This is a genomic window from Paenibacillus sp. FSL R5-0473, from assembly GCF_038004565.1.
GTDB classification, from domain to species: Bacteria; Bacillota; Bacilli; order Paenibacillales; family Paenibacillaceae; genus Paenibacillus; species Paenibacillus amylolyticus.
This window is the reverse complement of record NZ_JBBORL010000001.1, coordinates 6,575,406-6,598,537: the sequence shown is the minus strand read 5'-3', so window position 1 is coordinate 6,598,537 and position 23,132 is coordinate 6,575,406. Positions and strand designations below refer to the sequence as shown.

The 23,132-nt window shown below is 47.8% G+C and carries 23 protein-coding genes and 1 riboswitch; all 23 genes read right to left on the bottom strand.

Translation table 11 applies throughout. The features are described from left to right. Positions 1-444: 444 nt before the first annotated feature. Positions 445-1,791, bottom strand: a complete 1,347-nt coding sequence (gene murA, locus MKY28_RS28930; RefSeq protein WP_017691942.1) for a UDP-N-acetylglucosamine 1-carboxyvinyltransferase — start codon at positions 1,789-1,791, stop codon at positions 445-447. A 522-nt stretch (positions 1,792-2,313) separates the two neighbouring features. Next, positions 2,314-2,571, bottom strand: coding sequence for a DUF1146 family protein (locus tag MKY28_RS28925; RefSeq protein ID WP_017691941.1), 258 nt, complete (start codon positions 2,569-2,571; stop codon positions 2,314-2,316). Between the two features lie 606 nt (positions 2,572-3,177). After that, a complete protein-coding gene (locus MKY28_RS28920; RefSeq protein ID WP_036612555.1) occupies positions 3,178-3,582 on the bottom strand; it encodes a F0F1 ATP synthase subunit epsilon in 405 nt (134 codons plus the stop codon). A gap of 62 nt (positions 3,583-3,644) precedes the next feature. Then, positions 3,645-5,048, bottom strand: a complete 1,404-nt coding sequence (gene atpD / locus MKY28_RS28915) for a F0F1 ATP synthase subunit beta (RefSeq protein ID WP_036612557.1) — start codon at positions 5,046-5,048, stop codon at positions 3,645-3,647. 93 nt (positions 5,049-5,141) lie between these two features. Continuing rightward, positions 5,142-6,014, bottom strand: coding sequence for an ATP synthase F1 subunit gamma (gene atpG, locus MKY28_RS28910; RefSeq protein WP_076319219.1), 873 nt, complete (start codon positions 6,012-6,014; stop codon positions 5,142-5,144). Between the two features lie 209 nt (positions 6,015-6,223). Continuing rightward, positions 6,224-7,738: a F0F1 ATP synthase subunit alpha gene (atpA, locus tag MKY28_RS28905; RefSeq protein ID WP_036612563.1), complete on the bottom strand. Its 1,515-nt coding sequence runs from the start codon at positions 7,736-7,738 to the stop codon at positions 6,224-6,226. 16 nt (positions 7,739-7,754) lie between these two features. After that, on the bottom strand, positions 7,755-8,303 hold the full coding sequence (locus MKY28_RS28900) for a F0F1 ATP synthase subunit delta (RefSeq protein WP_076319220.1): 549 nt from the start codon (positions 8,301-8,303) through the stop codon (positions 7,755-7,757). Continuing rightward, the gene (gene atpF, locus MKY28_RS28895; protein ID WP_036612568.1) at positions 8,300-8,788 is read right to left on the bottom strand and encodes a F0F1 ATP synthase subunit B; all 489 of its coding nucleotides are present in this window, start codon (positions 8,786-8,788) and stop codon (positions 8,300-8,302) included. Before atpF ends, MKY28_RS28900 begins: the two co-directional genes overlap by 4 nt. Before the next feature lie 113 nt (positions 8,789-8,901). Then, complete coding sequence (gene atpE / locus MKY28_RS28890) at positions 8,902-9,126, bottom strand: F0F1 ATP synthase subunit C (RefSeq protein ID WP_017691934.1); 225 nt, start codon at positions 9,124-9,126, stop codon at positions 8,902-8,904. A gap of 78 nt (positions 9,127-9,204) precedes the next feature. After that, positions 9,205-10,023: a F0F1 ATP synthase subunit A gene (atpB, locus tag MKY28_RS28885; protein ID WP_340937691.1), complete on the bottom strand. Its 819-nt coding sequence runs from the start codon at positions 10,021-10,023 to the stop codon at positions 9,205-9,207. Positions 10,024-10,068: 45 nt separating this feature from the next. After that, positions 10,069-10,446, bottom strand: coding sequence for an ATP synthase subunit I (locus tag MKY28_RS28880; protein WP_017691932.1), 378 nt, complete (start codon positions 10,444-10,446; stop codon positions 10,069-10,071). Further along, a complete protein-coding gene (locus MKY28_RS28875; RefSeq protein ID WP_340937690.1) occupies positions 10,439-10,693 on the bottom strand; it encodes an AtpZ/AtpI family protein in 255 nt (84 codons plus the stop codon). Before MKY28_RS28875 ends, MKY28_RS28880 begins: the two co-directional genes overlap by 8 nt. A gap of 185 nt (positions 10,694-10,878) precedes the next feature. Next, complete coding sequence (wecB, locus tag MKY28_RS28870) at positions 10,879-12,036, bottom strand: non-hydrolyzing UDP-N-acetylglucosamine 2-epimerase (protein ID WP_036667768.1); 1,158 nt, start codon at positions 12,034-12,036, stop codon at positions 10,879-10,881. 38 nt (positions 12,037-12,074) lie between these two features. Then, a complete protein-coding gene (gene upp / locus MKY28_RS28865; RefSeq protein ID WP_017691929.1) occupies positions 12,075-12,704 on the bottom strand; it encodes a uracil phosphoribosyltransferase in 630 nt (209 codons plus the stop codon). A gap of 425 nt (positions 12,705-13,129) precedes the next feature. After that, positions 13,130-14,377 (bottom strand): serine hydroxymethyltransferase, encoded by a 1,248-nt coding sequence (gene glyA / locus MKY28_RS28860; protein ID WP_164783303.1) that lies wholly within the window; start codon positions 14,375-14,377, stop codon positions 13,130-13,132. A 217-nt stretch (positions 14,378-14,594) separates the two neighbouring features. Then, a complete protein-coding gene (locus MKY28_RS28855) occupies positions 14,595-15,188 on the bottom strand; it encodes a TIGR01440 family protein (protein WP_340937687.1) in 594 nt (197 codons plus the stop codon). Between the two features lie 141 nt (positions 15,189-15,329). After that, a riboswitch (ZMP/ZTP riboswitch) is annotated at positions 15,330-15,411 on the bottom strand. A gap of 96 nt (positions 15,412-15,507) precedes the next feature. Next, positions 15,508-16,080, bottom strand: a complete 573-nt coding sequence (locus MKY28_RS28850; protein ID WP_036612575.1) for a low molecular weight protein arginine phosphatase — start codon at positions 16,078-16,080, stop codon at positions 15,508-15,510. A 58-nt stretch (positions 16,081-16,138) separates the two neighbouring features. Continuing rightward, positions 16,139-16,699 carry a manganese efflux pump MntP gene (locus MKY28_RS28845; RefSeq protein WP_076209792.1) on the bottom strand — a complete coding sequence of 187 codons (561 nt, stop codon included), beginning with the start codon at positions 16,697-16,699 and terminating at the stop codon, positions 16,139-16,141. A 175-nt stretch (positions 16,700-16,874) separates the two neighbouring features. Next, entirely contained in the window at positions 16,875-18,047 is a 1,173-nt protein-coding gene (locus MKY28_RS28840; protein WP_445670913.1) for an L-threonylcarbamoyladenylate synthase, read from the bottom strand. Between the two features lie 469 nt (positions 18,048-18,516). Continuing rightward, positions 18,517-19,176, bottom strand: a complete 660-nt coding sequence (gene spoIIR / locus MKY28_RS28835; RefSeq protein WP_340937685.1) for a stage II sporulation protein R — start codon at positions 19,174-19,176, stop codon at positions 18,517-18,519. A 256-nt stretch (positions 19,177-19,432) separates the two neighbouring features. Beyond that, the gene (locus MKY28_RS28830; RefSeq protein ID WP_047840705.1) at positions 19,433-20,653 is read right to left on the bottom strand and encodes an FtsW/RodA/SpoVE family cell cycle protein; all 1,221 of its coding nucleotides are present in this window, start codon (positions 20,651-20,653) and stop codon (positions 19,433-19,435) included. Between the two features lie 270 nt (positions 20,654-20,923). Beyond that, a complete protein-coding gene (locus tag MKY28_RS28825; RefSeq protein WP_076254008.1) occupies positions 20,924-22,144 on the bottom strand; it encodes an FtsW/RodA/SpoVE family cell cycle protein in 1,221 nt (406 codons plus the stop codon). A gap of 85 nt (positions 22,145-22,229) precedes the next feature. Next, positions 22,230-23,114: a peptide chain release factor N(5)-glutamine methyltransferase gene (gene prmC, locus MKY28_RS28820; protein ID WP_340938072.1), complete on the bottom strand. Its 885-nt coding sequence runs from the start codon at positions 23,112-23,114 to the stop codon at positions 22,230-22,232. Positions 23,115-23,132 lie beyond the last annotated feature (18 nt).

The window sequence follows — 23,132 nt, the reverse complement described above, 5'->3', positions numbered from 1 at the left end:
TGGCCGGTCATGTGCCGGTCGTGTTGTTCAAATCCATAGTTTAGGTTATGAGCTGGCTTGATCTGATAGAACCTGATTTGAGAGAAACGAGGCCCTTTTCGTTCTGTTCAATTTCTTGTTTTCTTTTGCTATGTACATCTTAGAAACGTTGATCTGTCGCTGTATACCGGTGTTTAGCTGGATCCGACACCCATATAAAGTATGCTCTTTCATTTGGTTCAGAATCGATACAGAATACGATGTTATGCTATACAAGTTAGGACCAGCTATTAATAGAATCAGGTATCAAATATCTCGTTGTCTTCTTAAAAGTAAACACAAAAAAAGCCAAGCCAGATGGCTTAGCTTTATCATTTTTTACAATATACGTTCCATCGCATTCATAATCCACACAACCGTGTGACTCATAATAGAGGGACCATATTTTTTCTATTCAATCCAGTGTTAAGCCAAAGTTGGTTGTACCTTAAACATCGGTACTTCTTTCTCCACTTTTTCACTAGGTGCTTTGGTTGCTTCCAGCTTAGGCTCATCAACCGAAATCCGATAGATGTCAGCGCCAAGTCCGTTAAGCTTCTCAGCGAGATGTACATAGCCACGGTCGATGTGATGAACACCGCCCACTTCCGTTGTACCTTCAGCAACAAGACCTGCAATAATGAGTGCGGCACCCGCACGCAGATCGGTAGCCGTTACTTTGGCACCCTTCAGTTTGGCATTACCTGTGACGATGGACGAACGTCCTTCAACTTTGATCTCCGCATTCATCAATTGGAATTCATCCACATGCATGAATCGGTTTTCAAAAACAGTCTCTGTCACGACACTTGTTCCTTCAGATGCAAGCAAAAGTGCCATCATCTGGGATTGCATATCTGTCGGGAATCCTGGGTATGGTAATGTTTTCACATCCACAGCCTTAAGAGGGCGATCTGCGATTACACGCACGCCATTCTCATCCGGTTGGATTGTAACACCCATCTCTTCAAGCTTCGCGATAACGGAGCCTAAATGATCAGAGATTGCACCTTCAATGTACACGTCACCACCAGAAATTGCAGCAGCAGCCATATACGTACCAGCTTCTACCCGATCCGGAATAACGGTGTGTGTAACACCTGTCAGTTTCTCCACACCTTCAATGCGGATCACTCCAGTACCAGCACCACGTACGATGGCACCCATTCCATTCAGGAAGTTGGCAAGATCCACAATCTCAGGTTCTTTTGCCGCGTTCTCCAGAACAGTTACACCTTCGGCCAATGTTGCAGCCATCATAATATTTTGAGTGGCACCTACGGAAGCCACATCCAGATAAATTTTCGCGCCACGCAACCGACCTTGGCTACGAGCTTCGATATAACCTTGGCCCAAGCTGATCTCTGCGCCCATGGCTTCAAAACCTTTCAAATGCTGATCAATAGGCCGTGTACCGATGGCACATCCACCAGGAAGTGAGATTCTTGTATGACCCATACGAGTCAACAAAGGCCCCATGACCAGGAAAGACGCCCGCATTTTACTTACCCATTCATACGGGGCTTCACAGGAAGTAAGTTTCTCCGCATTTACGGTAATCACTTCGTCCCGGTATGTAACTCCCGCTCCCAGCGATTCCAACACCTTGTTAATCGTCATCACATCGTCTAGAGGAGGCGCGTCAATAATAACGCTTTGTCCTTCTTCCCCTAAGAGAGAGGCAGCGATGATCGGAAGAACAGAATTTTTAGCGCCGCTAACTTTGACACTTCCGGTCAACCTTTTGCCACCGCGGACGATAAATTTGCTCATCATGGTTCCCTCCGCGCTTTTATTCCCTTTTCTTCATTCCGGAATACGTAAGCCCCACTATGCTAGAAAGGACTGTTGCTGTGTGTGGAATTTCGACATATTCTGGCATATTGCCACAGATGTCTGTTCAGAAAAGAATTGGTTTTTATAATCCATATCAATGATACCATGTGCCGTGCATCTTGCTATTCAGCATGTAAAAATCAGTGTCTTACAAGCCAGCAGAGCATCAGAACAGACAGAGTGGGATGGTTATTAGCCGGCATGAACCGGATATCCCGTTTATAACTACAAAATAAGTGAACAATTGTGAATTCCCTAACTTCCATCATAACATTGTTGAATTGTACGATACAAGCATTTTTACATAAAACATCTCAAATTCATCCAATTTTACGTCACATTTTTTTCTTAATTTCTTTACCGACAACTCATACTCTAATTGTTAACACAATTAATCGATGTTATTCGACAATGAGCAGCTTGAAGAACCTAACAGATGATTAACCAACCATCTCAACATTAAAACAAATTACGCAACATTTGAGTCCAGGACAAGTAGTCAATGACAAAGCCAGCAACGGCATGCCCCAAAATGATGGCGAGCAACAAATGCAACAGTCTTCCCTGAGCACCTCGTGGTTGCCTGATGATTAAATCCAGTTTGAGATTTGTCAAAGCCCACCAAGACAACGCTATACATAACAGGGAGACGATAATTGAGACCAAGCCATTGGTGCTTAACGCTTGGTTCACCTGATTCGTCAGATCAGTATCCATATATTCTTTACCTCCACATTTGTTGCAGCGATCAGCATATCATATGCCCGGCACCCATAACTTGTTAGTATACTGGAATGTCTTAAGCACAACATACTGAGCGTACTGTCAGATTTACTCCTGCCAGGCAGGAATCTCCTGATGCCCAATCACCGAGCAGCAACAATGCGGCTGTGCATGACTATGGAATCTACTACGCAGCTTCCTGCTTCTGCTGACTCTATGGAATATAGGCTCTTTCATCATACATTGTCAATTACATTGATTTCCACTTCTAAAATATTTTAATTTTAAAATGCCGGGATTTTGTGACTAAAACGACATAAAAGAGCGCTATTTCGATATCGATTCTGTCATTTCCTCGGAAATAATTTAAATTTACTCATGAAAAAAATGGTTCTCTTAGTGGTAAATGCGCCCACTACTTTAGTCCTACATTCTATTCAAATAATCATAATCGGTGAATATTTCGCTTAAAATACTTCTGTTTACTGAAGGGATTGGATGGATTTGTGGTCAGCCCTTTTGATATATTCGATAAAACAATTCTATTAAACAAACTCAAAAAAGCCCGGCAGACTAAGCCGCCAGGCTTCCAAGAATCGTTTATTTGCCGAACACATTAATCCGGTTAACCGCTTTTTGCAGCGCAATCTCTGCACGACGGTGATCAAAGTGGTCCTGATTGCTTTGGCTTGCAAGCCGACGTTCTGCCCGCTCTTTCGCCGCACGCGCACGATCCACATCAATGCTTTCCGGGAATTCAGCACTCTCTGCGAGTACAACAACCTTATCTTTACGAACTTCGATAAACCCGCCACCGATAGCAACTCGTTTATTTTCTTTTCCGTTATGGATATAGATTGGTGCAATCTGCAAAGGTGTAACCATAGGAATATGACCTGGCAGAATGCCCAGTTCCCCTTCAATACCACGAGCCGTAATGCTATTCACCTGTTCTGAATAGACCAAACGCTCGGGTGTTACGATTTCCAACAAAAAGGTGCTCAATTCCATCCCTCCTGAAATATCCGAAGGATAGCCCGCTTCATAAGGACAATCCTGGATTCAGACTAAACCAGTGTTTTGGCTTTCTCCACTGCCTCTTCAATTGTACCAACAAAGAGGAAAGCTGCTTCCGGAAGATCATCATACTTACCTTCGAGAATCTCTTTAAAGCTGCGCACCGTTTCTTTAACTGGAACGTATTTACCCGGAATACCGTTAAATGCTTCAGCAACGTGGAAAGGCTGGGACAAGAAACGTTGGATTTTACGAGCACGGTATACAAGCGCTCTATCTTCTTCACTCAACTCGTCCATACCCAGGATTGCAATGATATCTTGCAATTCATTGTAACGTGCCAAGATACGTTTAACGCCTTGAGCTACGCTGTAGTGTTCTTCACCTACAACTTCAGGGGACAAGATCCGGGAGCTGGAAGCCAGTGGATCTACCGCAGGGTAGATACCCATCTCGGAAATTTTACGCTCCAAGTTCGTCGTTGCATCCAAGTGGGCAAACGTCGTTGCAGGAGCCGGGTCAGTGTAGTCATCCGCAGGCACGTAGATGGCCTGGATGGATGTTACAGAACCTTTTTTCGTTGATGTGATACGTTCTTGCAGTTGACCCATTTCTGTTGCCAGTGTAGGTTGGTAACCTACCGCGGAAGGCATACGTCCAAGCAAGGCAGATACTTCTGAACCCGCTTGGGTGAAACGGAAGATATTATCGATAAAGAGCAACACGTCACGGCCTTCTTCATCACGGAAGTATTCCGCCATCGTCAGACCTGTGAGGGCTACACGAAGACGTGCGCCTGGAGGCTCGTTCATTTGTCCGAAAACCATTGCTGTTTTGTTGATAACGCCGGAATCACTCATCTCGTGATACAAGTCATTACCTTCACGTGTACGCTCACCAACACCCGCAAATACGGAGATACCGCCGTGCTCTTGTGCGATGTTGTTGATCAATTCCTGAATGGTTACCGTCTTACCTACACCGGCACCACCGAAGAGACCGATTTTACCACCTTTAGCGTAAGGAGCAAGCAAGTCGATAACTTTGATTCCTGTCTCCAGCATTTCTGCTTGGGTAGTCAGTTCATCAAATGCAGGTGCTGAACGGTGAATCGGGTTCTTGTGCTCAGCAGCTACGGCACCGCCAGTATCAATTGCTTCGCCGAGTACGTTAAATACACGACCCAGTGTTGCTTCTCCGACGGGTACAGAGATTGGTGCTCCTGTATCTAAAGCTTCCATACCACGAACAAGTCCATCCGTGGAGGACATCGCAATACAACGTACTCGGTTGTCACCCAGATGTCTCGAAGCTTCGAGTGTAAGGTTCACACTTACGCCGCTCTCACTTACTGTAGTGATCGTAATGGCATTGAGGATTTCCGGCAGACCGCCGCGATCAAACTCGACGTCAACAACCGGACCCATGATGCTCACAACGCGTCCTTTGTTCATCTTAACGTTCCCCTCCTACAAGCCTGCTACTTTTGCAAAAATAATGTACCGTTCGTTTATCTTTGCTCTGCAAGCCTTCATTAATAAAAACAGTTAGCCTTGTGCTGCGTTGGCACCTGCCACAATTTCCGTAATCTCCTGCGTAATCGCCGCTTGACGGGCACGGTTATAGGTCAATGACAATTCGTTAATCATTTTGGATGCATTTTTGGTTGCATTACCCATCGCCGTCATTTTCGCGCCTAGCTCACTCGCCTTACCGTTCAAAAGCGCACCATAGATCAGCGTTTCCGCGTAACGCGGAAGCAAAACCTCCAGTACAGCCTCAGCAGACGGCTCGTATTCGTAGCTTGCCGTTGGTCCTTCCGCAGCAGTTACCTCAGGTGTTTCCATCGGAAGAAGTTTTTCTACCGTAGGAATCTGGGTCAACGCATTCACAAAGCGGTTATAACAAATGTACAATTCATCAAATTCAGCCAGTTCAAACCCATGAACAGCCTCGTGTGCGATGGATTTGATATCTGCAAATGAAGGCGAATCCGACAGATCCGTTGTTGTGGATGCCATCGCCATTTCACGACGTCTGAAGTAATCGCGTCCTTTACGTCCAATGACGAACAATTCGTAGTCATCTTGGGAGTTGTGGCGCTCTTTGAGCGTCTGATTAACCTGACGCAAAACGTTCGCATTGTATCCACCTGCAAGACCACGGTCCGATGTAATGATCAGGTAAGCTGTCTTTTTGACCGGACGGCTCTCCAGCATCGGATGCTGTATACCTTGCGTGCTTGATGCAATACTAGCTACAACTTCTTTCAGCTTCTCCGAATAAGGACGGGCTGCTTCCGCTTTTTCCTGCGCTTTACGCAGTTTTGCAGCAGCTACCATCTCCATTGCTTTGGTGATCTGCTTGGTGCTTTGTACGCTTTTAATTTGCCGCTTAATTTCGCGCATGCCTTTTGCCATGATTTCACCACCTTAAAGTTTTGACAAAGTCAAAACTACATCGTAAGCACAACCCTACTTTGACGGGGTCAAAGTTACTTCGTAAGCATCACCACTAGTTTTGACAAAGTCAAAACTACATCGTAAGCATCATCTTTTTTGACAGAGTCAAAGTATTACATGCAGACATGCGGAATCGGTTAGACAACTCCGCACCTGCAGTCATTTATTTAGACAGAGACAGCAAAGCTCTTTCTGAACTTCTCAATTGCACCTTTCAGTGCATTTTCGTTGTCTGCAGTCAATTCTTTAGTATCACGGATGGATGCAAGAATTTCCGGATGACTGCTCTCCATGAAGGCAAGGAACTCACCTTCGAAACGAGTCACATCACCTGTAGGAATTTCATCCAGGAATCCTTTAACGGCTGTGTACAAGCTGACCACCTGTTGTTCTACGGCCAGAGGCTGGTTTACACCTTGCTTCAGGATTTCCATCATACGTGCACCACGATTCAGGCGAGCCTGAGTCGCTTTGTCCAGATCGGAACCAAACTGGGAGAACGCTTGAAGCTCACGATATTGAGCGAGGTCGAGACGCAGGGAACCTGCAACCTTTTTCATCGCTTTGATCTGAGCAGAACCACCGACACGAGATACGGAAATACCTACGTTGATTGCCGGGCGTTGTCCAGCATTGAACAAGTCAGCTTCCAGGAAGATTTGTCCGTCCGTGATGGAGATTACGTTCGTTGGAATGTATGCTGATACGTCGGAGGCTTGTGTTTCAATGAACGGCAGTGCGGTTAAAGAACCACCACCCAGTTCATCATTCAGCTTCGCAGCACGCTCCAGCAAACGGGAGTGCAGGTAGAAGACGTCACCCGGATAAGCCTCACGGCCCGGTGGACGACGAAGCAACAAGGAAAGCTCACGATATGCAGAGGCTTGTTTGGTCAAGTCATCATAGATAACCAGAACGTGCTCGCCTTTGTACATGAAGTACTCACCCATCGAACATCCGGAATACGGTGCGATGTACAAGAGTGGTGATGGATCGGAAGCTGCTGCAGTTACAACGATTGTGTACTCCATTGCGCCTTTACGACGAAGAGTTTCCACAACTTGAGCAACCGTAGACTGTTTCTGACCAATAGCCACATAGATACACTTCATGCCGCTACCTTTTTGGTTCAGGATCGCATCAATCGCGATGGATGTTTTACCTGTTTGACGGTCACCGATGATCAACTCACGTTGTCCACGACCGATTGGAACCATTGCATCAATGGCTTTGATCCCTGTTTGCATCGGCTCATGAACCGATTTACGATCCATTACGCCTGGTGCTTTACCTTCAACCGGACGGAATTCCGTTGTAGCGATTGGCCCTTTGCCATCTACAGGAATACCGAGCGGGTTCACAACGCGTCCAATCAATGCTTCGCCTACAGGCACTTGCATGATTTGACCAGTACGTTTCACTTGGTCACCTTCACGAATATCGTAGTAAGGTCCCAGGATAACGACACCGACATTGCTTTCTTCGACGTTCATGGCGAGTCCCATAACACCGCTTGGGAATTCAACCAACTCGTTGGACATGACGTTCTCAAGTCCGTAAACACGAGCGATACCATCACCAACCTCGATAACCGTTCCAACTTCGACTACATCGATATCGGTCTTGTATTGTTCGATTTGGCTCTTAATTAATGTACTGATTTCTTCTGGTTTGATACTCAAGTGTCCTCACCCCAATCTACTGTACTCGTCTGTTAAAAGACTGCTCAAGACGTTCGAGCTTGCCAGCCAAGCTGCCGTCATAGATCGTATCGCCAATGGCGACTTTCAATCCGCCCAGCAGAGTCGGATCAACAATGTTCTCGATACGAATCTTTTTATTCACACGGCCACCGAATTGACGGGCTACCGCTTCTTTTTCTTCATCATTCAACGCATAAGTGGAGTAGACACGTGCATCAGCGATGCCCAGCGACTCACCTTGGATCTTCCGATAATCATTCAACAAGTCTCCCAGCAATTCAACGCGTCCGCGTTCAATTAACAACAAGACTGTACGAAGGACAGGTTCGGATACCTTACCATCAAGACTTGAGTGAAGCACGTTCTGCTTGACTTCATCAGAGATATTAGGAGATACGATAAATTTCTCGATATCTGCATCTCCGGTCAATGCACTGACTACCGCAACCAGTTCCTGTTCAACCTCAAGTACCTGCTGTTGCTGAAGAGCAACTTCGAACAATGCTTTCGCATAACGCTTGGCAACAATCGTATCGCGGCTCATTGTCGGCCTCCTACCTCATTGAGGTATTGGTTCACAAGCTCTTCTTGTGCAGGACCGTTCTCAACTTCTTTTTTGATCAACTTGGATGCAATCTGAACGGAAGCTGTACCCAGTTCGCTGCGAAGTGCTGCGACTGCTTTGTTCTTCTCGCTCTCGATTTCGCGTACTGCATCGTCTTTCAGACGATTAGCTTCAGCTTTTGCATCAGCCAAAATCGATTCAGCTTGTTTGCCACCTGTTTGTTTGGACTGTTCAATGATGTCGTAAGCATCTTGACGTGCTTGTTCAAGAGCTTGTTTTTGTTCCTCCACATAGGCAATGGCCTGTTCCCGAGTCTGTGCAGCCTCATTCATCTGCGTCATCACGAGTTCACGACGTTTTTCCATAATGGAGAACAAAGGCCCGAAGGCATAACGGCTAAGCAGCCAATATAAAATTGCAAATGCAACAATCGCAAGAAGCGTATTTTCCCATATGAAACTCAATCTGTTCACTCCTTCCTGGAGGTATCCTTGAAACGTCATCCGTTAGAACGGACATTACCTAAAAAGAAGGCGCGGATGGCTATGGCCTTCCCCGCCAAACCTTTAAAATTTGATTAAGCCATACCGTAGAACATGAACGCGAGTACCACACCGATGATCGGCAATACCTCGATCAAACCTACACCGATAAACATTGTTGTTTGAAGAGTGGATTTTGCTTCCGGTTGACGGGCAATACCTTCCACCGTTTTGCTGATTACCATACCGTTACCAATACCTGCGCCAAACGCGCCCAGTCCTGCAACAATTGCTGCTGCGATTAATGCCATTGCTCCCATTTGTATATCCTCCTTAAAATGATAAATCGAATTTTTTATTGTTCAGCCTGGTGAAGAAATCTTCGTAGGGCTTGAAACTTAATGCTCGTCATGCGTCTCGATGCTCTGTGAAATGTACACCATCATCAAGATAACAAACACAAATGCCTGGATCGCGCCGATAAAGATACTAAAGCCTTGCCACACCATAAGTAGCGGAATCGCTGCAATAGCACCAAACACTTTGAATGTGGTCAGTTTCAGGATCGTTGCGATCAGTACCTCACCCGCGAAGATATTCGCGAATAGACGCATACCGTGTGTCAACAGCTTGGATGCCGTCTCAATCAAGTTGATTGGCAAGAACAAGGCGAATGGCTTGAAGTAATGCTGGAGATATCCTTTTGTGTTACGGAACAATCCAAGTCCATGAGATACAAGGAACGCTACGAGAGCAAGTCCCATCGTTACAGACAAGTCGGCTGTTGGTGATTTCCACCAGGCCAGTTCAACATGTGGGTGGGCTTCAGGGTCCTTGGCATGCGCTTTATCAAACGCCTCCACCGCTGTAACAATCGGCTTACCGAATACCTGTGCCTGATTAACATCTGTTACCTCAGATACAGCCACGAGCGGAAGGCCGAGCATGTTCCCTACAAAAATGAACATAATCATGGAAAGAGCGAGAGAGATAAAATGTTTACCTTTCTTCATATCCATTGTACTGGAAATCAGATTGCGGACGAATTCTACTGCCCACTCCATAAAATTTTGCAGCTTGCCGGGATTTTCAACGGATAATCTCCGTGTTGCCAGTACAGCAAAAATAAAAACAATTGCACCTGTAACTACCAGCATCAACAGAACCGATAGATCCAGTCGAAATCCGCCAAGCATAATAATTGGAGCTTCATGCATATTTTTCTCACCCCTTTCTCGACTTGAAAGCTGCAGCCCTTAACATCATTCTGCTCTGCGGGAATAGACAATCCCTATAATCAATAAGGAATATTGTGCAATGACGAGACCGCCTGCAACCGCATATGTATTGAAGTACTGCGGAAAGCGCATCGATATGAATATACCGAGCACAGCGAATGCCGCTCTTGTCAAAAATCCCAAGTTGACACGCTTCAAGTTACCTTCTGCCGCATCATCAGACATTTTCCTTACTTTGTAGCCCAGGTAAAATGCATTGATCCAGCTAACTCCTGTACCCAGGGCCAGTCCCAAAGCAATTGTCTCCACACGTGGCATAAAGGCCGCTGCGAGAAAACAAATCATAAGAAAGTACATGACGAAAACAGTCATCGATCTGCGGTATCTGGTTAGTTCACTCATCACTTTCCCCCATGATTTTTTTCGCGATAAAGTAGATACTTACACCGCCTGCCGCAAGAAAAAAGAGAACGCTTACGGCGATCCATATTCCGTTACCTCCGATGGTCTTGTCCAACCAGGAGCCAGCGTAATATCCGGCAACAGCGAGAATGGCAATCTCGATCCCAAAAACTGTCACGAGTCCCATTGCTTTCCATACATTATCGTCATGGTTACGGGATGAATTTGGTTTGTTCGAATCGGCCATTTTCCACGCCACCCTTGCAATCCCAGTTAATTTTACTGAATGATGAGAGCCTTTGTCAATTGAATGATTTTAGCGTTTTAAAGGGGGAAACGACGGGAATACAGACCCTCAAAGCCCATAAACCCGCGTAAACCGTACAGTTTAACTGTATGCTTGCCCTTTATAAATCCGTCAGAAAAAATGTATTATTTTTTGAATTTTCTGTGAAATGATTCCGGACGCTCACTATTTACACCGAAATGATGCAAAATCGCATTGACAATTCTTTCCGAAGCATGTCCATCACCGTATGGATTGGCAGCCTGGCTCATGCTTGCATACAGGGTTTTGTCCGTAAGCAGAGCTTTGGTCCGTTCATACACACGTTCCTCTTCGGTACCTACCAATTCCAGCGTTCCGGCTTCAATACCTTCCGGGCGTTCTGTTGTATCGCGCAATACGAGCACAGGCACACCAAACGAAGGTGCTTCTTCCTGCAAACCGCCTGAATCGGTCAAAATCAAGTGAGTGTGCGGGTAAAAGTTATGCAAATCCACCACGTCTAGTGGATCAATTAATTGAATACGGGGATGATTCCCCAAAATCGCGTGAGCCGGCTCCTTCACAGCAGGACTTGGATGCACCGGGTACACGATGGCAATATCTTCGAATTCGTCGGCAATCCGTTTGACGGCCTGGAAAATGTTGCGGTGAGGCTCGCCTTGAGATTCACGGCGATGAGCTGTCATCAGCACAAGGCGTTTGCCTTGGGCCCAATCAAGTACCGGGTGTGTGTAGTCCTCCCGTACAGTATATTGAAACACATCTGTTACCGTGTTGCCTGTGACGTACGTACTAGACTCCGATTTATTTTCTTTGGCAAGATTGGAAGAAGACCAATCCGTAGGCGCAAAGTGTAGATCAGCCAGTACTCCCGTCAGCTGACGGTTCATCTCTTCCGGATATGGAGACAGCTTGTTCCACGTCCGCAGCCCCGCTTCCACATGTCCTACCTGAATCTGTTGCAAGAATGCTGCATAGCTCGCTACAAAGGTAGTTAATGTATCCCCGTGAACCAGTACAATATCCGGCTTAGCTTCGGCTAACACTGGCTCCAGACCGCCAAGCACACGAATTGTGATTTCATTCAATGTCTGACGGTCCTTCATCACATCCAGATCATAATCGGGATGAATGTCGAAAACTTCAAGTACCTGATCCAACATCTGGCGATGCTGCGCAGTTACGCAAACAATAGATTCAATAGACTCAGGGTGTTTCTGCAATTCCAAAATAAGCGGAGCCATCTTGATGGCTTCCGGACGCACCCCGAAGATCGTCATGACTTTAATTTTGTTGGACATTCGAGCAAAGCCCCTTTTCTACTCCGCATGCAATATGCTTATTTAGTGCCGTATAGACGGTCTCCTGCATCTCCAAGCCCTGGAACGATATAACCATGATCATCCAGACGGTCGTCCAATGCTGCTACATAGATGTCCACATCGGGGTGTGCATCCTGCACAGCTTTTACGCCTTCCGGTGCTGCAACCAGGTTCATCATTTTGATTTGGGTACAGCCACGTTTTTTGAGCACGTCAATAGCTGCAATTGCCGAACCACCCGTTGCCAGCATCGGATCAATTACAATCAATTGACGCTCTGTTACGTCTGTAGGCAGTTTGGTGTAGTATTCTACCGGTTGCAGTGTTTCCGGGTCACGGAAAAGACCAACATGTCCAACTTTTGCCGCCGGCAACAATTTCACAACGCCATCCAGCATTCCGAGTCCTGCGCGCAGAATCGGCACCAGTCCGAGCATACGTCCAGAGATGACTTTACCTTGTGTTGCAGCTACAGGTGTCTGTACATCAATCGTTTCCAGTTCAACATCTCTTGTAATCTCATAAGCCATCAACGTTGCTACTTCATCCACCAATTCACGAAAATCTTTCGTATTCGTACGCATGTCGCGTATAAACGTCAGTTTGTGTTGAATCAAAGGGTGATCACATATTACTAATTTTCCCATCTAATTTGTCCCTCCGGTAAGTTCTTCATGTTCAGCATTTCCAAATATACCTAGCCGCCATTCATGGGCTCGATAAATCCTGTATATTATATCATCACCAACAACGAATTACACCATCAAAGGGCACCCAATCATTACAGATTACCGAATCCTATAAAAAACAGGACCGGAAAATGATCCATCCGGTCCTGTTTTGCTCTTGCTGTTATGTCATTGAGTATGTTCAAAAACGTGTAACCACTGATGATGCTCCGCAAACCGAATGACCTTCCGATCGCTGTTATCCCCTGATTTCTTTGATCCAATTATAATTGTTGAAATCTGGGGATAAAGGCGAGCGCTACGCTTCTTCAGGTTCTTTCGGTTTACTCCGTCCGAGTGTTTACATTGAAAAACTCAAATACAAACACCATGAGCAAAGTTTTTTAGTATTTAAGATCGGTATAGAGCGGGAATTGGTCTGTCAGTGCAGTCACTTCTGCACGGGCTTCATCCAGCTTCGCTGTATCTTTTGGATTTTTCAGCGTTTTAGCAATGATCTTACCAATAGCGACCATCGCTTCTTCGTTCATGCCACGGGAAGTTGCAGCAGGTGTACCAATTCGAATACCACTCGTTACAAACGGGCTTGTAGGGTCGAATGGAATGGCATTTTTGTTCACGGTAATACCGATGGAATCAAGCACATGCTCAGCTTCCTTACCTGTGATGTTCACACTGCGTGTGTCGATCAGCATCAAGTGGTTATCTGTACCACCAGATACGATGTTCAATCCTTCAGCGATCAGTGTTTCAGCCAGAACCTGTGCGTTTTTCACGACATTCTCAGCATACGTTTTGAACGATGGTTGCAAAGCTTCACCGAATGCTACCGCTTTGGAAGCGATCACGTGCATCAAAGGTCCACCTTGGGAACCTGGGAATACGGCTTTATCAATCGCTGCTGCCCACGCTTTGCGGCACAGAATCATACCACCACGAGGTCCACGCAGCGTTTTGTGTGTAGTTGTTGTTACGAAATGCGCATGTGGAACCGGGTTTGGATGCAAACCAGCAGCAACCAGTCCTGCGATGTGAGCCATGTCCACCATGAACAAAGCGCCTACATCATTGGCGATGGAAGCTAGCTTTTCAAAATCAATGGTACGCGGATATGCACTTGCACCTGCAACGATCAGACGAGGACGGTGTTTGAAAGCCGCTTTGCGTACTTCATCATAATCAATCAGGAATGTATCTTCCTGTACGCCGTATGCTACAAAGTTGTACAGCAAACCAGATGCGTTAACCGGGCTACCGTGTGTGAGGTGTCCACCATGGGCAAGGTTCATACCAAGTACAGTATCACCAGGTTTCAACGCTGCAAGATAAACTGCCATGTTCGCTTGTGCACCGGAGTGAGGTTGAACATTCACGTGTTCTGCTCCGAACAATTCTTTTGCACGATCACGCGCAATGTCTTCAACGATGTCCACATGCTCACAACCGCCATAGTAACGTTTACCTGGATATCCTTCAGCGTACTTGTTGGTCAGAACAGATCCCATTGCTTCGATTACTGCTTCACTTACGATGTTCTCGGATGCGATCAGTTCGATGTTGTTCTGTTGACGTTTCAGTTCAAGATTCATCGCTTCCAGTACTGCCGGGTCATTCTTGCGCAATTGTTCCATGATTAAATTCCTCCCAGGTATAAGTGAAGTTATAAAGTGAAACTAAAGTTTACACGAAAACGGCGAGTGCAACACCAATCTGAAGAAACGAAGTGGTCGCCTTTATCACCGGATTTCCCCTTTAAATAGGGAATTAAAAAATCTGGGGATAACAGCGATCGGAAGATGGTGATGCAATCAAAGTCAGAAGTGTAACCAATTAATCTCGCTTTATATGTTAGTCACAAAATGTCGAATCTGGTTGTTCTTCCATACGATACACCGCGCGTTCGCCGCCAATCAACTTCGGACGGGTCAACGCTGTGGTTACACGAGCATCTCCAACATAGCGAAGCGCTGTACGATAGGGTACGGCTACATGCCGGAGATGCATCCCAATCATCGTCTCCCCAATGTCCAGTCCCGCATGGGCCGGCACATGTTCAGCCAGGCATGGATCGGTCAGCGAACGATATGCTGCGGATGCCATTGAACCTCCGGCCTTGGGCACGGGTACTGCACCAACCTCGGTCAATCCAAGTCGAGTAAGCACAGAACGTTCCATTACCAGCGCACGGTTCAGATGCTCACAACATTGGAATACCGTGTCAAAACCGAACTCCTCCTGCACCTCGCGTATACCCGCAAGAAGCTGCTGCGCCACTTCAATGGCACCACTCGTACCAATCCGAGCGCCTGCGACTTCACTTGTGCTTGTACCGATCACAACGATCTGTCCAGGCCCAAGCTGTCCGGCAAGCGCCAGTTCATGCAGAATAGACGCGGTCTGTTCCTGCAATCCGGGTTGTTCCGAATCTAACTCTATAGTCATCCTATCATCGCCTCCCGATAAAATCATGCCCGCTGTCTCTTAGCTGTCCTTCGTATTCTTGCACGGCATCTCAGGTACTATTATAGCGAATAATCAGATGAAAGACGAAAAAAAGAGCAGTCTGCGGGTAACGCAGAATTGCTCTTTTGCCCAGGCGACCGGCCGTTTGTTCCGGTGCTCCATCGTGGTTATGCCCACTTCGTCGCCAGTTACACCGGATCCCTGTTTTCCCCTTCATCATAAAACAACCCGCGTCTAAAATCAACGGTTAATTTACATCACGTGTCCTATTTCTATAACCTGCCCCGCAGGATCAGAATTATCCCAGCTTATCCAAAAGCCGGTCCAATGCCGTCCGAATCTCAGCTGCAGCTATATTGTAATCATCACGACTTCCCCCAAACGGATCGGAGATGTCGAAACTTGGAATTCGTTGTCTAATCTCAATGGCTCGCTCACGCTCCGATGCCAGGATCTCTTGCCCAAGGGCACGTTTCATCTCAAGCGTTGCAAACAGGCTGTCCAACTCCTGAACATCACTTAATACCTGTTCATCATCCTCCACATATTCTTTCAATGTATAAGTTTTGTGGACTGAATCGGGAAAAACCTGCATGACATGTTGCTTATGACTCCGTGTTAACGTAAGAACCAGATCGGCCCAACCTACCAGGTTAGAGCTAAGCTGTGTGGAATGAGGTGGACCTTCAACGTTATGATCTCTCAAAACCGCTTCAGCATGTCGGGAAATCGGCATACCCGACGTTGCTGCCACCCCTGCGGAGCGAACCTCTACCTGAATGCCGCGCTCCGATGCCAGTTTTCGCAAAAGCCCCTCTGCCATGGGGCTGCGGCACGTATTTCCTGTACATACGAATAAAATATGTTTCATTGTGTTAGCCTCCCCATTTTACATATGATGCGAATGATATGATATCTCAAGTTTTATTCTAAAATATAAACAAAAGTCCAAACGCAAGCAAGATTGCGCCACCAATTGCTTCGCCGTAATCCCCGAGATTCTGGCTCACCCGACGGCCTAATAGCAGACCCATAACCGACATCACCCCGCCACACACACCGAAAGCAAGTACAGTTAAGATCAGATCACTGCTAAACATCCCTAAGGATACGCCAACGGAGAATGAATCCACACTTACGCTGAGGGAGAACAAAACAACGCCGAGCAGGGAACGGTGGTCCACCAGCTTTGTATCGCCTTCACGGAATGCATTCAGAATCATATGAGCACCCAGCAAAACAAGCAATCCACCTGCCGCATACGTCGTAATGTCACCGAGCAGGGAGCTGACGTATTTGCCCATATACATGCCGATGAGCGGCATGATGATATGAAATAGCGCCGTTACAATACTGATTCGCAATACATCCCGCAGCCGAATGCCCTTCATGCCAATTCCGATCCCGAGTGAGAACGCATCGAGGCCAAGCGCAATAGCCATGATCAAAATGGTTACCAACTGCCCTACATGGGCAGACACATCCCACATCCCCATACCCCCAAGTCACGTAAAGGTTCTTGTACACGATATGCGGACAAGGACCTAAACATGACCGATGAAAGGCAAACGGCGACGGATCTCTGGTCAGATGCTGGCTTTATAGAATCTTGATTTTGTTTTGGAAAAAGAGTGATTACTCTCCTGACTGTATGATCAGGAGAGGTTATAAGGGGCGCTGGTTGCCAACTTGTATGAGTTGGTTCCCCGCAGCCTTGAGCAGCCGATTCATGACGGCTGCTCCCAGCCCTTCGCGTGAGCAGGCTTCAGCCACAATATATGTGGCGCCTTGCTCATCGCAACTGCGCAGCGCGGCGTATAGCCGGCGCGCTGCTTCTTCCAGCTCGCTGGCGTCGCCCAGCGAGAACACGGCATCGGCGCGGTACTGCTCCGCGTGCTCGGCGAACGCCAGCACAGCGGTGCGCTCTCCGCGCTGCGCCGCCTCTGCGAGGGCGGCGCTGATCCAGGCCGCCACCGCTGCGGGCGGCCCCTCCACCACGCACAGCGCCCCTGCGGGTGCATAGTGCGTGTACTTCATGCCCGGCGAGCGCGGCGCCGGGCTACCCACGCCATCGGCCCCCTCCGCGAGTAGCGCGGGGTCCGTGGCGACACGGGCGGCAACGGCGGACAGTTGTTCCGCCGTAATGCCGCCAGGGCGCAGGATGGTGACGGTACCGTCGTCACCGACCTGCACAACCGTGGACTCGACACCTACCCCGGTGGGGCCGCCGTCCACAATGCCGCCGATGCGGCCATCCAGATCCTCGCGTACATGAGACGCGAGTGTCGGGCTTGGCCGCCCGGAGCGGTTGGCGCTTGGCGCAGCTACAGGGCATGCCGCCGCCGCGATCAACTGCAAGGCCACCGGATGGTCCGGCATGCGCACGGCCACCGTGTCCAGACCGGCGGTGACACGCGGCGACACCGCCCCCGGCCTAACCGGCAGCACCAGCGTCAGTGGTCCCGGCCAGAAGGCCGCCATCAGCGCTTCCGCCGTTTCATTCACTTCCGTGACCAGCGAATCCAACTGGTCACGGTGCGCGATATGCACAATCAGTGGATTGTCGGAAGGTCGGCCTTTGGAGACAAATACAGCCTCCACGGCTGCTGTGCTACGCGCATCGGCACCCAAGCCATAGACCGTCTCGGTCGGAAAGGCCACCGTCTGACCTTGACGAATGCAGGCTGCGGCAGCCTGCAAGTCGGCGAGCGCCTGTTGATCGGCGCTCCCCTTTTTCACATCCAACATTTCAATATTACCCAATCCGTGATCGTTCTCAGCGCTCACCAAGACGCGTACATCCCACATCTCAGTGACCAGCTCTCCCGGAGCTTTCATATCACGTTCTTCTCTATCATCCCTCATCTCAGAGGTGTGTTGCACTGGTTCGTTTTCTCTGCTCATATATCATCATTCCTAAACTTCAAGTAGGTTAGTTCATATCCATATTCAATATAAGAGGTTGTTCAAAAAGTACGCTTTTGATTACGATAGATGCCTAGCGGCATCATCAACGTCGAATATGAAATTCAGCCGAAATAAGCGGGGGCTTACGAAGTATGTTTCCGAAGGAAACATTTTGGTTGCTCACGTAATTTTCCTACGCTCCGCTACTCCATTTCTAGCTTCATTCCATCTTCTTGGTACTGAAAAACCAGACTTTTTGAACACGCACTATAAGTAATTATAACATACCTGTCCCAACTCGGATGCCCTTCAAACTTCGCCCGGAAATTCACCACTAATTCATATCAAAAGGGCAGCTCCCTGAATCGAAGTCGCCCTCTACTATATTATAAATACGTTGTTATGAGAACAATCCAGTTACCCAACTCCATAGTTTCACAGCCATATCCCACAGAAAGAATCTCGCTTCCGGTGTGTCTCCCTGCACAGATGCCTCGGCATCTCCTGGTTCAGTTGCTGCGGCTGATACGGTTGAAGGTTTCGCCAGTGCATCCCCGGTCCCTGCATCAATGAAGCACAACGGCGGGAACAACACACACCACCAGTTCTGACCTTTTCCTTCGCCCAGCGTAATCCGAACCGCTTCATAATCTCCGGCAGGATACACAGTGCCACCATATAGTTTGGTCGGGAACGGAACGGAACCCAGCTCCACCTGATACTCATAATTTAAACCGCGACTGGCCAGCTCTTCTCCTACTCTATTCTCAATCTCGGACAAATGCTCACGAATAACCTTGCGCGCTTCATCCAGACTTTGCGGATTCTCCAGTTCGGCTACCCACTCGCCCATCTGAGCAACGACAGCATCCCGAATCTCGCGTTTCACCAATTGATCTCCCGGTGCATCCGAGTTTGCTAGAATACGCAAGCGAATCGATTGTTCTGGAATTGCTGTGGCCGCCACAGCTGCATCCGTTTTCTGACCTTCCCACATCATGATAATCATCATAAGACATACAATAATAAGTCCAATTTGCTTTACAATTCGTCTGCTCATTCCGTTCTCCCCCTCGGCTCTCTGATCACGTTGCCTGCAACTCTCTCATGTCTATCAGTATGCCCGGTAGAGACGGAAGTAAACCTAGCATTTGCAATAAATCTACTAAATCGTTTCTATGATTTACACTTTCTCACCCATCATGTTAAAAAGGCTGATCCGCACCTGGTTACAGGGCAAATCAACCTCTTCATTCCTATAAACGATCACGTTATACGTCTCACCGCTTTACTTTTCACCTACACCGACTCAACAGTTACACAGCACTTTTCTCTTTCTTGAGCATATTCCATAAACGTTCCGACAACCGGGGTTGCTGCTCTCCCATCAGAAGTTCATCCTCCTCTTCTTGCCCGTACAACTTAATGCTCATGACTACACCGATGCAAGCCATATTAATAAGCAAAGAGGTGCCGCCGTAACTGATGAACGGTAACGTAATACCTGTGAGTGGCATCAGTCCGAGGAACGCCCCCACGTTCTCAAACACCTGATACAACAACATTCCGATAATACCTACAATGATGACGGGTCCCGCGCGATCTCTACATGCCAGAGCAATCAGCACCATGCGGTGGATCAGGATAAAGTACAACAGAATCAGTACGGATGCACCAACAAACCCAAACTCCTCTGCGATCACAACAAAAATGGAATCAGAATACGTATAGGGGACTCGTCCACTCTGAACGGATGTTCCTTGCAAATAACCTTTGCCGATGATGCCCCCTGAACCGATGGCTAAACCTGCATTTTTCGTATGCCAGGAAGCCTTTGAGGTAGCCTTTTCCGGTACAAGCCAGGGATCAATCCGCTCCGCCCAATGCTCACGTTTTATCTTCTCAAGAAAAGTGAATACTTCATCATGGTAGAAGGTATAGGCTTTGACAAAACCAAAGAACGCCACTCCCACAATCGCCAGTGCAATCAATGCGTGCTTCAGCCTCATATTCCCGATCCAGAATACCGCAGCCAGAATCACCACATACCCCAGCGCATTCCCCAAATCATTCTGAGCCATAACAAGGGCAAACGGAATAAACGCCCAACAGCCAATCGGCACAATATCTCTCCAAAATTTCAGCGTGCCTCGTTGTCTCTTCACGATCAAATGGGCGAGAAACAAAATCAGAATCATCTTGAACAACTCTGCCGGTTGAAAAGAAAAGTTTTCGCCCAGCTTCAGCCAACCGTTGGCGTTATTGATTGAACTTCCCAGGACATTGGCCAAGATCAGTAGTATGATCCCCAAGCCATACAAATAAAACGCATATTTCACGTATAACTTATAATTTACAAGCCCGATCACAAGCACCGCAATGAACCCGGCCACATAGAAATACATCGTTTTGACATGATGATTCGCCAAGTTGGCATCTGTCTGCGTTCCGCTATAAATCGCAAATACACTAATAATCATGAGCAACAGCATTACAAAAAGAATAACACCGTCCATCTTTTTCAACATTCTCAACATGACTCTGTCCATCCCCCTGAAATCTAGCATTCTATGATTTCCAATTGAACTCAATATTACCATTGTATATAATTGGATAATAAAATGGAAATCAGGGTCGTTTCAGGTTAAAAAACGAACTATTCAACGGCCTGAATTACGCCGTAAAAACAATAAAAACCCCAAAACATCCACCCAATGTAACTTGGGTTGGTCTGTTCCAGGGTTCTATAGTTATCTAGCTTATATACATAAATCTGACGTGCTATTTCACGGTTTGACTCAGAAACGTTATTGCTCCTGCTGGGACGGCTTGCGTCTTAGCAATTTTCTCACCAGATCCGTAATACTCGGTTGTTCCGCAGAGCCAAGAATATCCTCATTCTCTTCCGTGTGGACCTTAATACTCATCACAAGACCCATGCTGATCATGTTGATCATAATGGAGGTACCACCCGAACTGATAAACGGCAGCGTAATCCCTGTCAACGGCATCAGACCAATGAATGGACCAATATTAACAAAGATCTGGTAAAGCAGCATCGCTATGATCCCAACAATGAGATAAGGCCCCGCGCGATCCTTACACTCCAGTGCAATCAGCACCAGCCTGTGAATCAGGATAAAGTACAGGAGAAGCAGTACCGAGGCACCGATGAAACCAAATTCTTCCCCAATCTGCACAAAGATGGAGTCAGCATAGGCCAGCGGCACCCGATTTGACTGAATCGTCGTGCCTTCCATATAACCTTTGCCTGTAATCCCACCAGAACCAATTGCAAGCTTTGCATTATACGTCTGCCAGAGTACATCTCTTGAGGTCAGCTCTGGTACAAGCCAAGGATCAAAACGATCCGCCCAGTGCGAACGTCCAATGTCATTCAGGAATTTAACAATCTCATCATGGTAATGAATATACGCCTGTGTACCACCGATAAAAGCAGCCACTGCGATCATAAAGCCAATGAGGGCATGCGTAAATTTAATGTTACCAATCCACAGTAGGCCCACAAGAATGACTACATAGCTTAATGCATTTCCCAAGTCATTTTGAAGCAATACGAGTAGTAACGGCGGCAGAACACAGAGCGAAATCGGAATAACGTCACGTCCAAAATAGAGCGGACGGTTCTTCTTTCGGGCCAAAAAGGCCGATAAAAACACAATCAGGCATAACTTGAACAATTCAGCAGGTTGCAAACTGACCCCGAAGATGGACAGCCAACCTTTTGCACCATAATACTCCTTACCAAAGAACATAACGAATATGAGCAGGAGCATCCCCACGCCATAGATATATAAATAATTTTTGATTATGAATTTATAGTTGATCATCGACATCCCAAAAAAGACTACGAAGCCCAAAATATAAAAGATCACTGCGCTTTTCGGGAGTCCCTCCAGCTTTGGACGACCAAACGTTGTACTGTAAATCGATAAAATACTGATACCCATCAGAATAACGAGTATAAAGACAATAGAATAGTCTATCTTTTTAAATTTGTGCAGCATGTAATTATGTTCCCCCAAGCATTCAGAAATCTTCGGTATATCTCATTGTAGAGGATTTCACGGCAAAAAGAAAACCCGCGGAACCTTACATTTTCGTCACCTGTTCCGAAGTACGAACACCCAGGACATGCCGCTCGATTCCGGCAAGGTCCGGTACAATGATAATTTCCGGCCAATGTCCCGCCGTTTCAAGCAAAGCTGCGATGTCGCGAGCCTGCCCTTGGCCCAGCTCAAAACCAATGATCTGCGGCGGCGCAGGCAACAGCGCCAACTGCTCCAGCATGATACGGTACGGTGCAAGCCCGTCCGGACCGCCGTCCAATGCCATGCGCGGCTCATGATCGCGCACCTCTTGCTGTAACCCGGCGATATCAGCCGCCGGGATGTATGGCGGGTTGGACACCAGGATGTCCACCCGTGCCCCGGCGAACGGGGCCAGCAGATCGCCTTCACGGAAGTCGATCTGTACGCCGTTCGCGGCCGCGTTCCGCGCGGCCACTTGCAGGGCAGCCGCCGAGAGATCCCCGGCGCCTACCTGCCAGCGCGGGCGCAGTGAAGCCATCGTCACCGCGATGGCACCACTGCCCGTGCCAATATCGACGGCGAGCGGAGCGCCGTCAGGAAACACGCGGTCGGCTTCGCGCAGCACAGCCTCGACCAACAGCTCAGTCTCCGGCCGCGGAATCAGTACGGCCGGCGTGACCTCGAACGGCAGCCCATAGAATTCCTGGCTGCCGATAATGTATTGCGCCGGCTCACCCGCAGCCTTGCGCGTGACGGCGTCCTCCCAGCTGCTGCGATGCTCGCTGGGAAAAGGCTCCGGCTGCATCATGTAATACGCGGCGCCATAAACGCCGAGTACATGTTCCAACAGCAGCCGGGCATTGTTTTGCGGCTCGTACACGCCGCACTTCTCCAAAAAAGAGGAAGCCTCAACGAAGGCTTCCCGACAGCTCTGTTCCGGCGTCATGACAAACTGCGCGCGGGT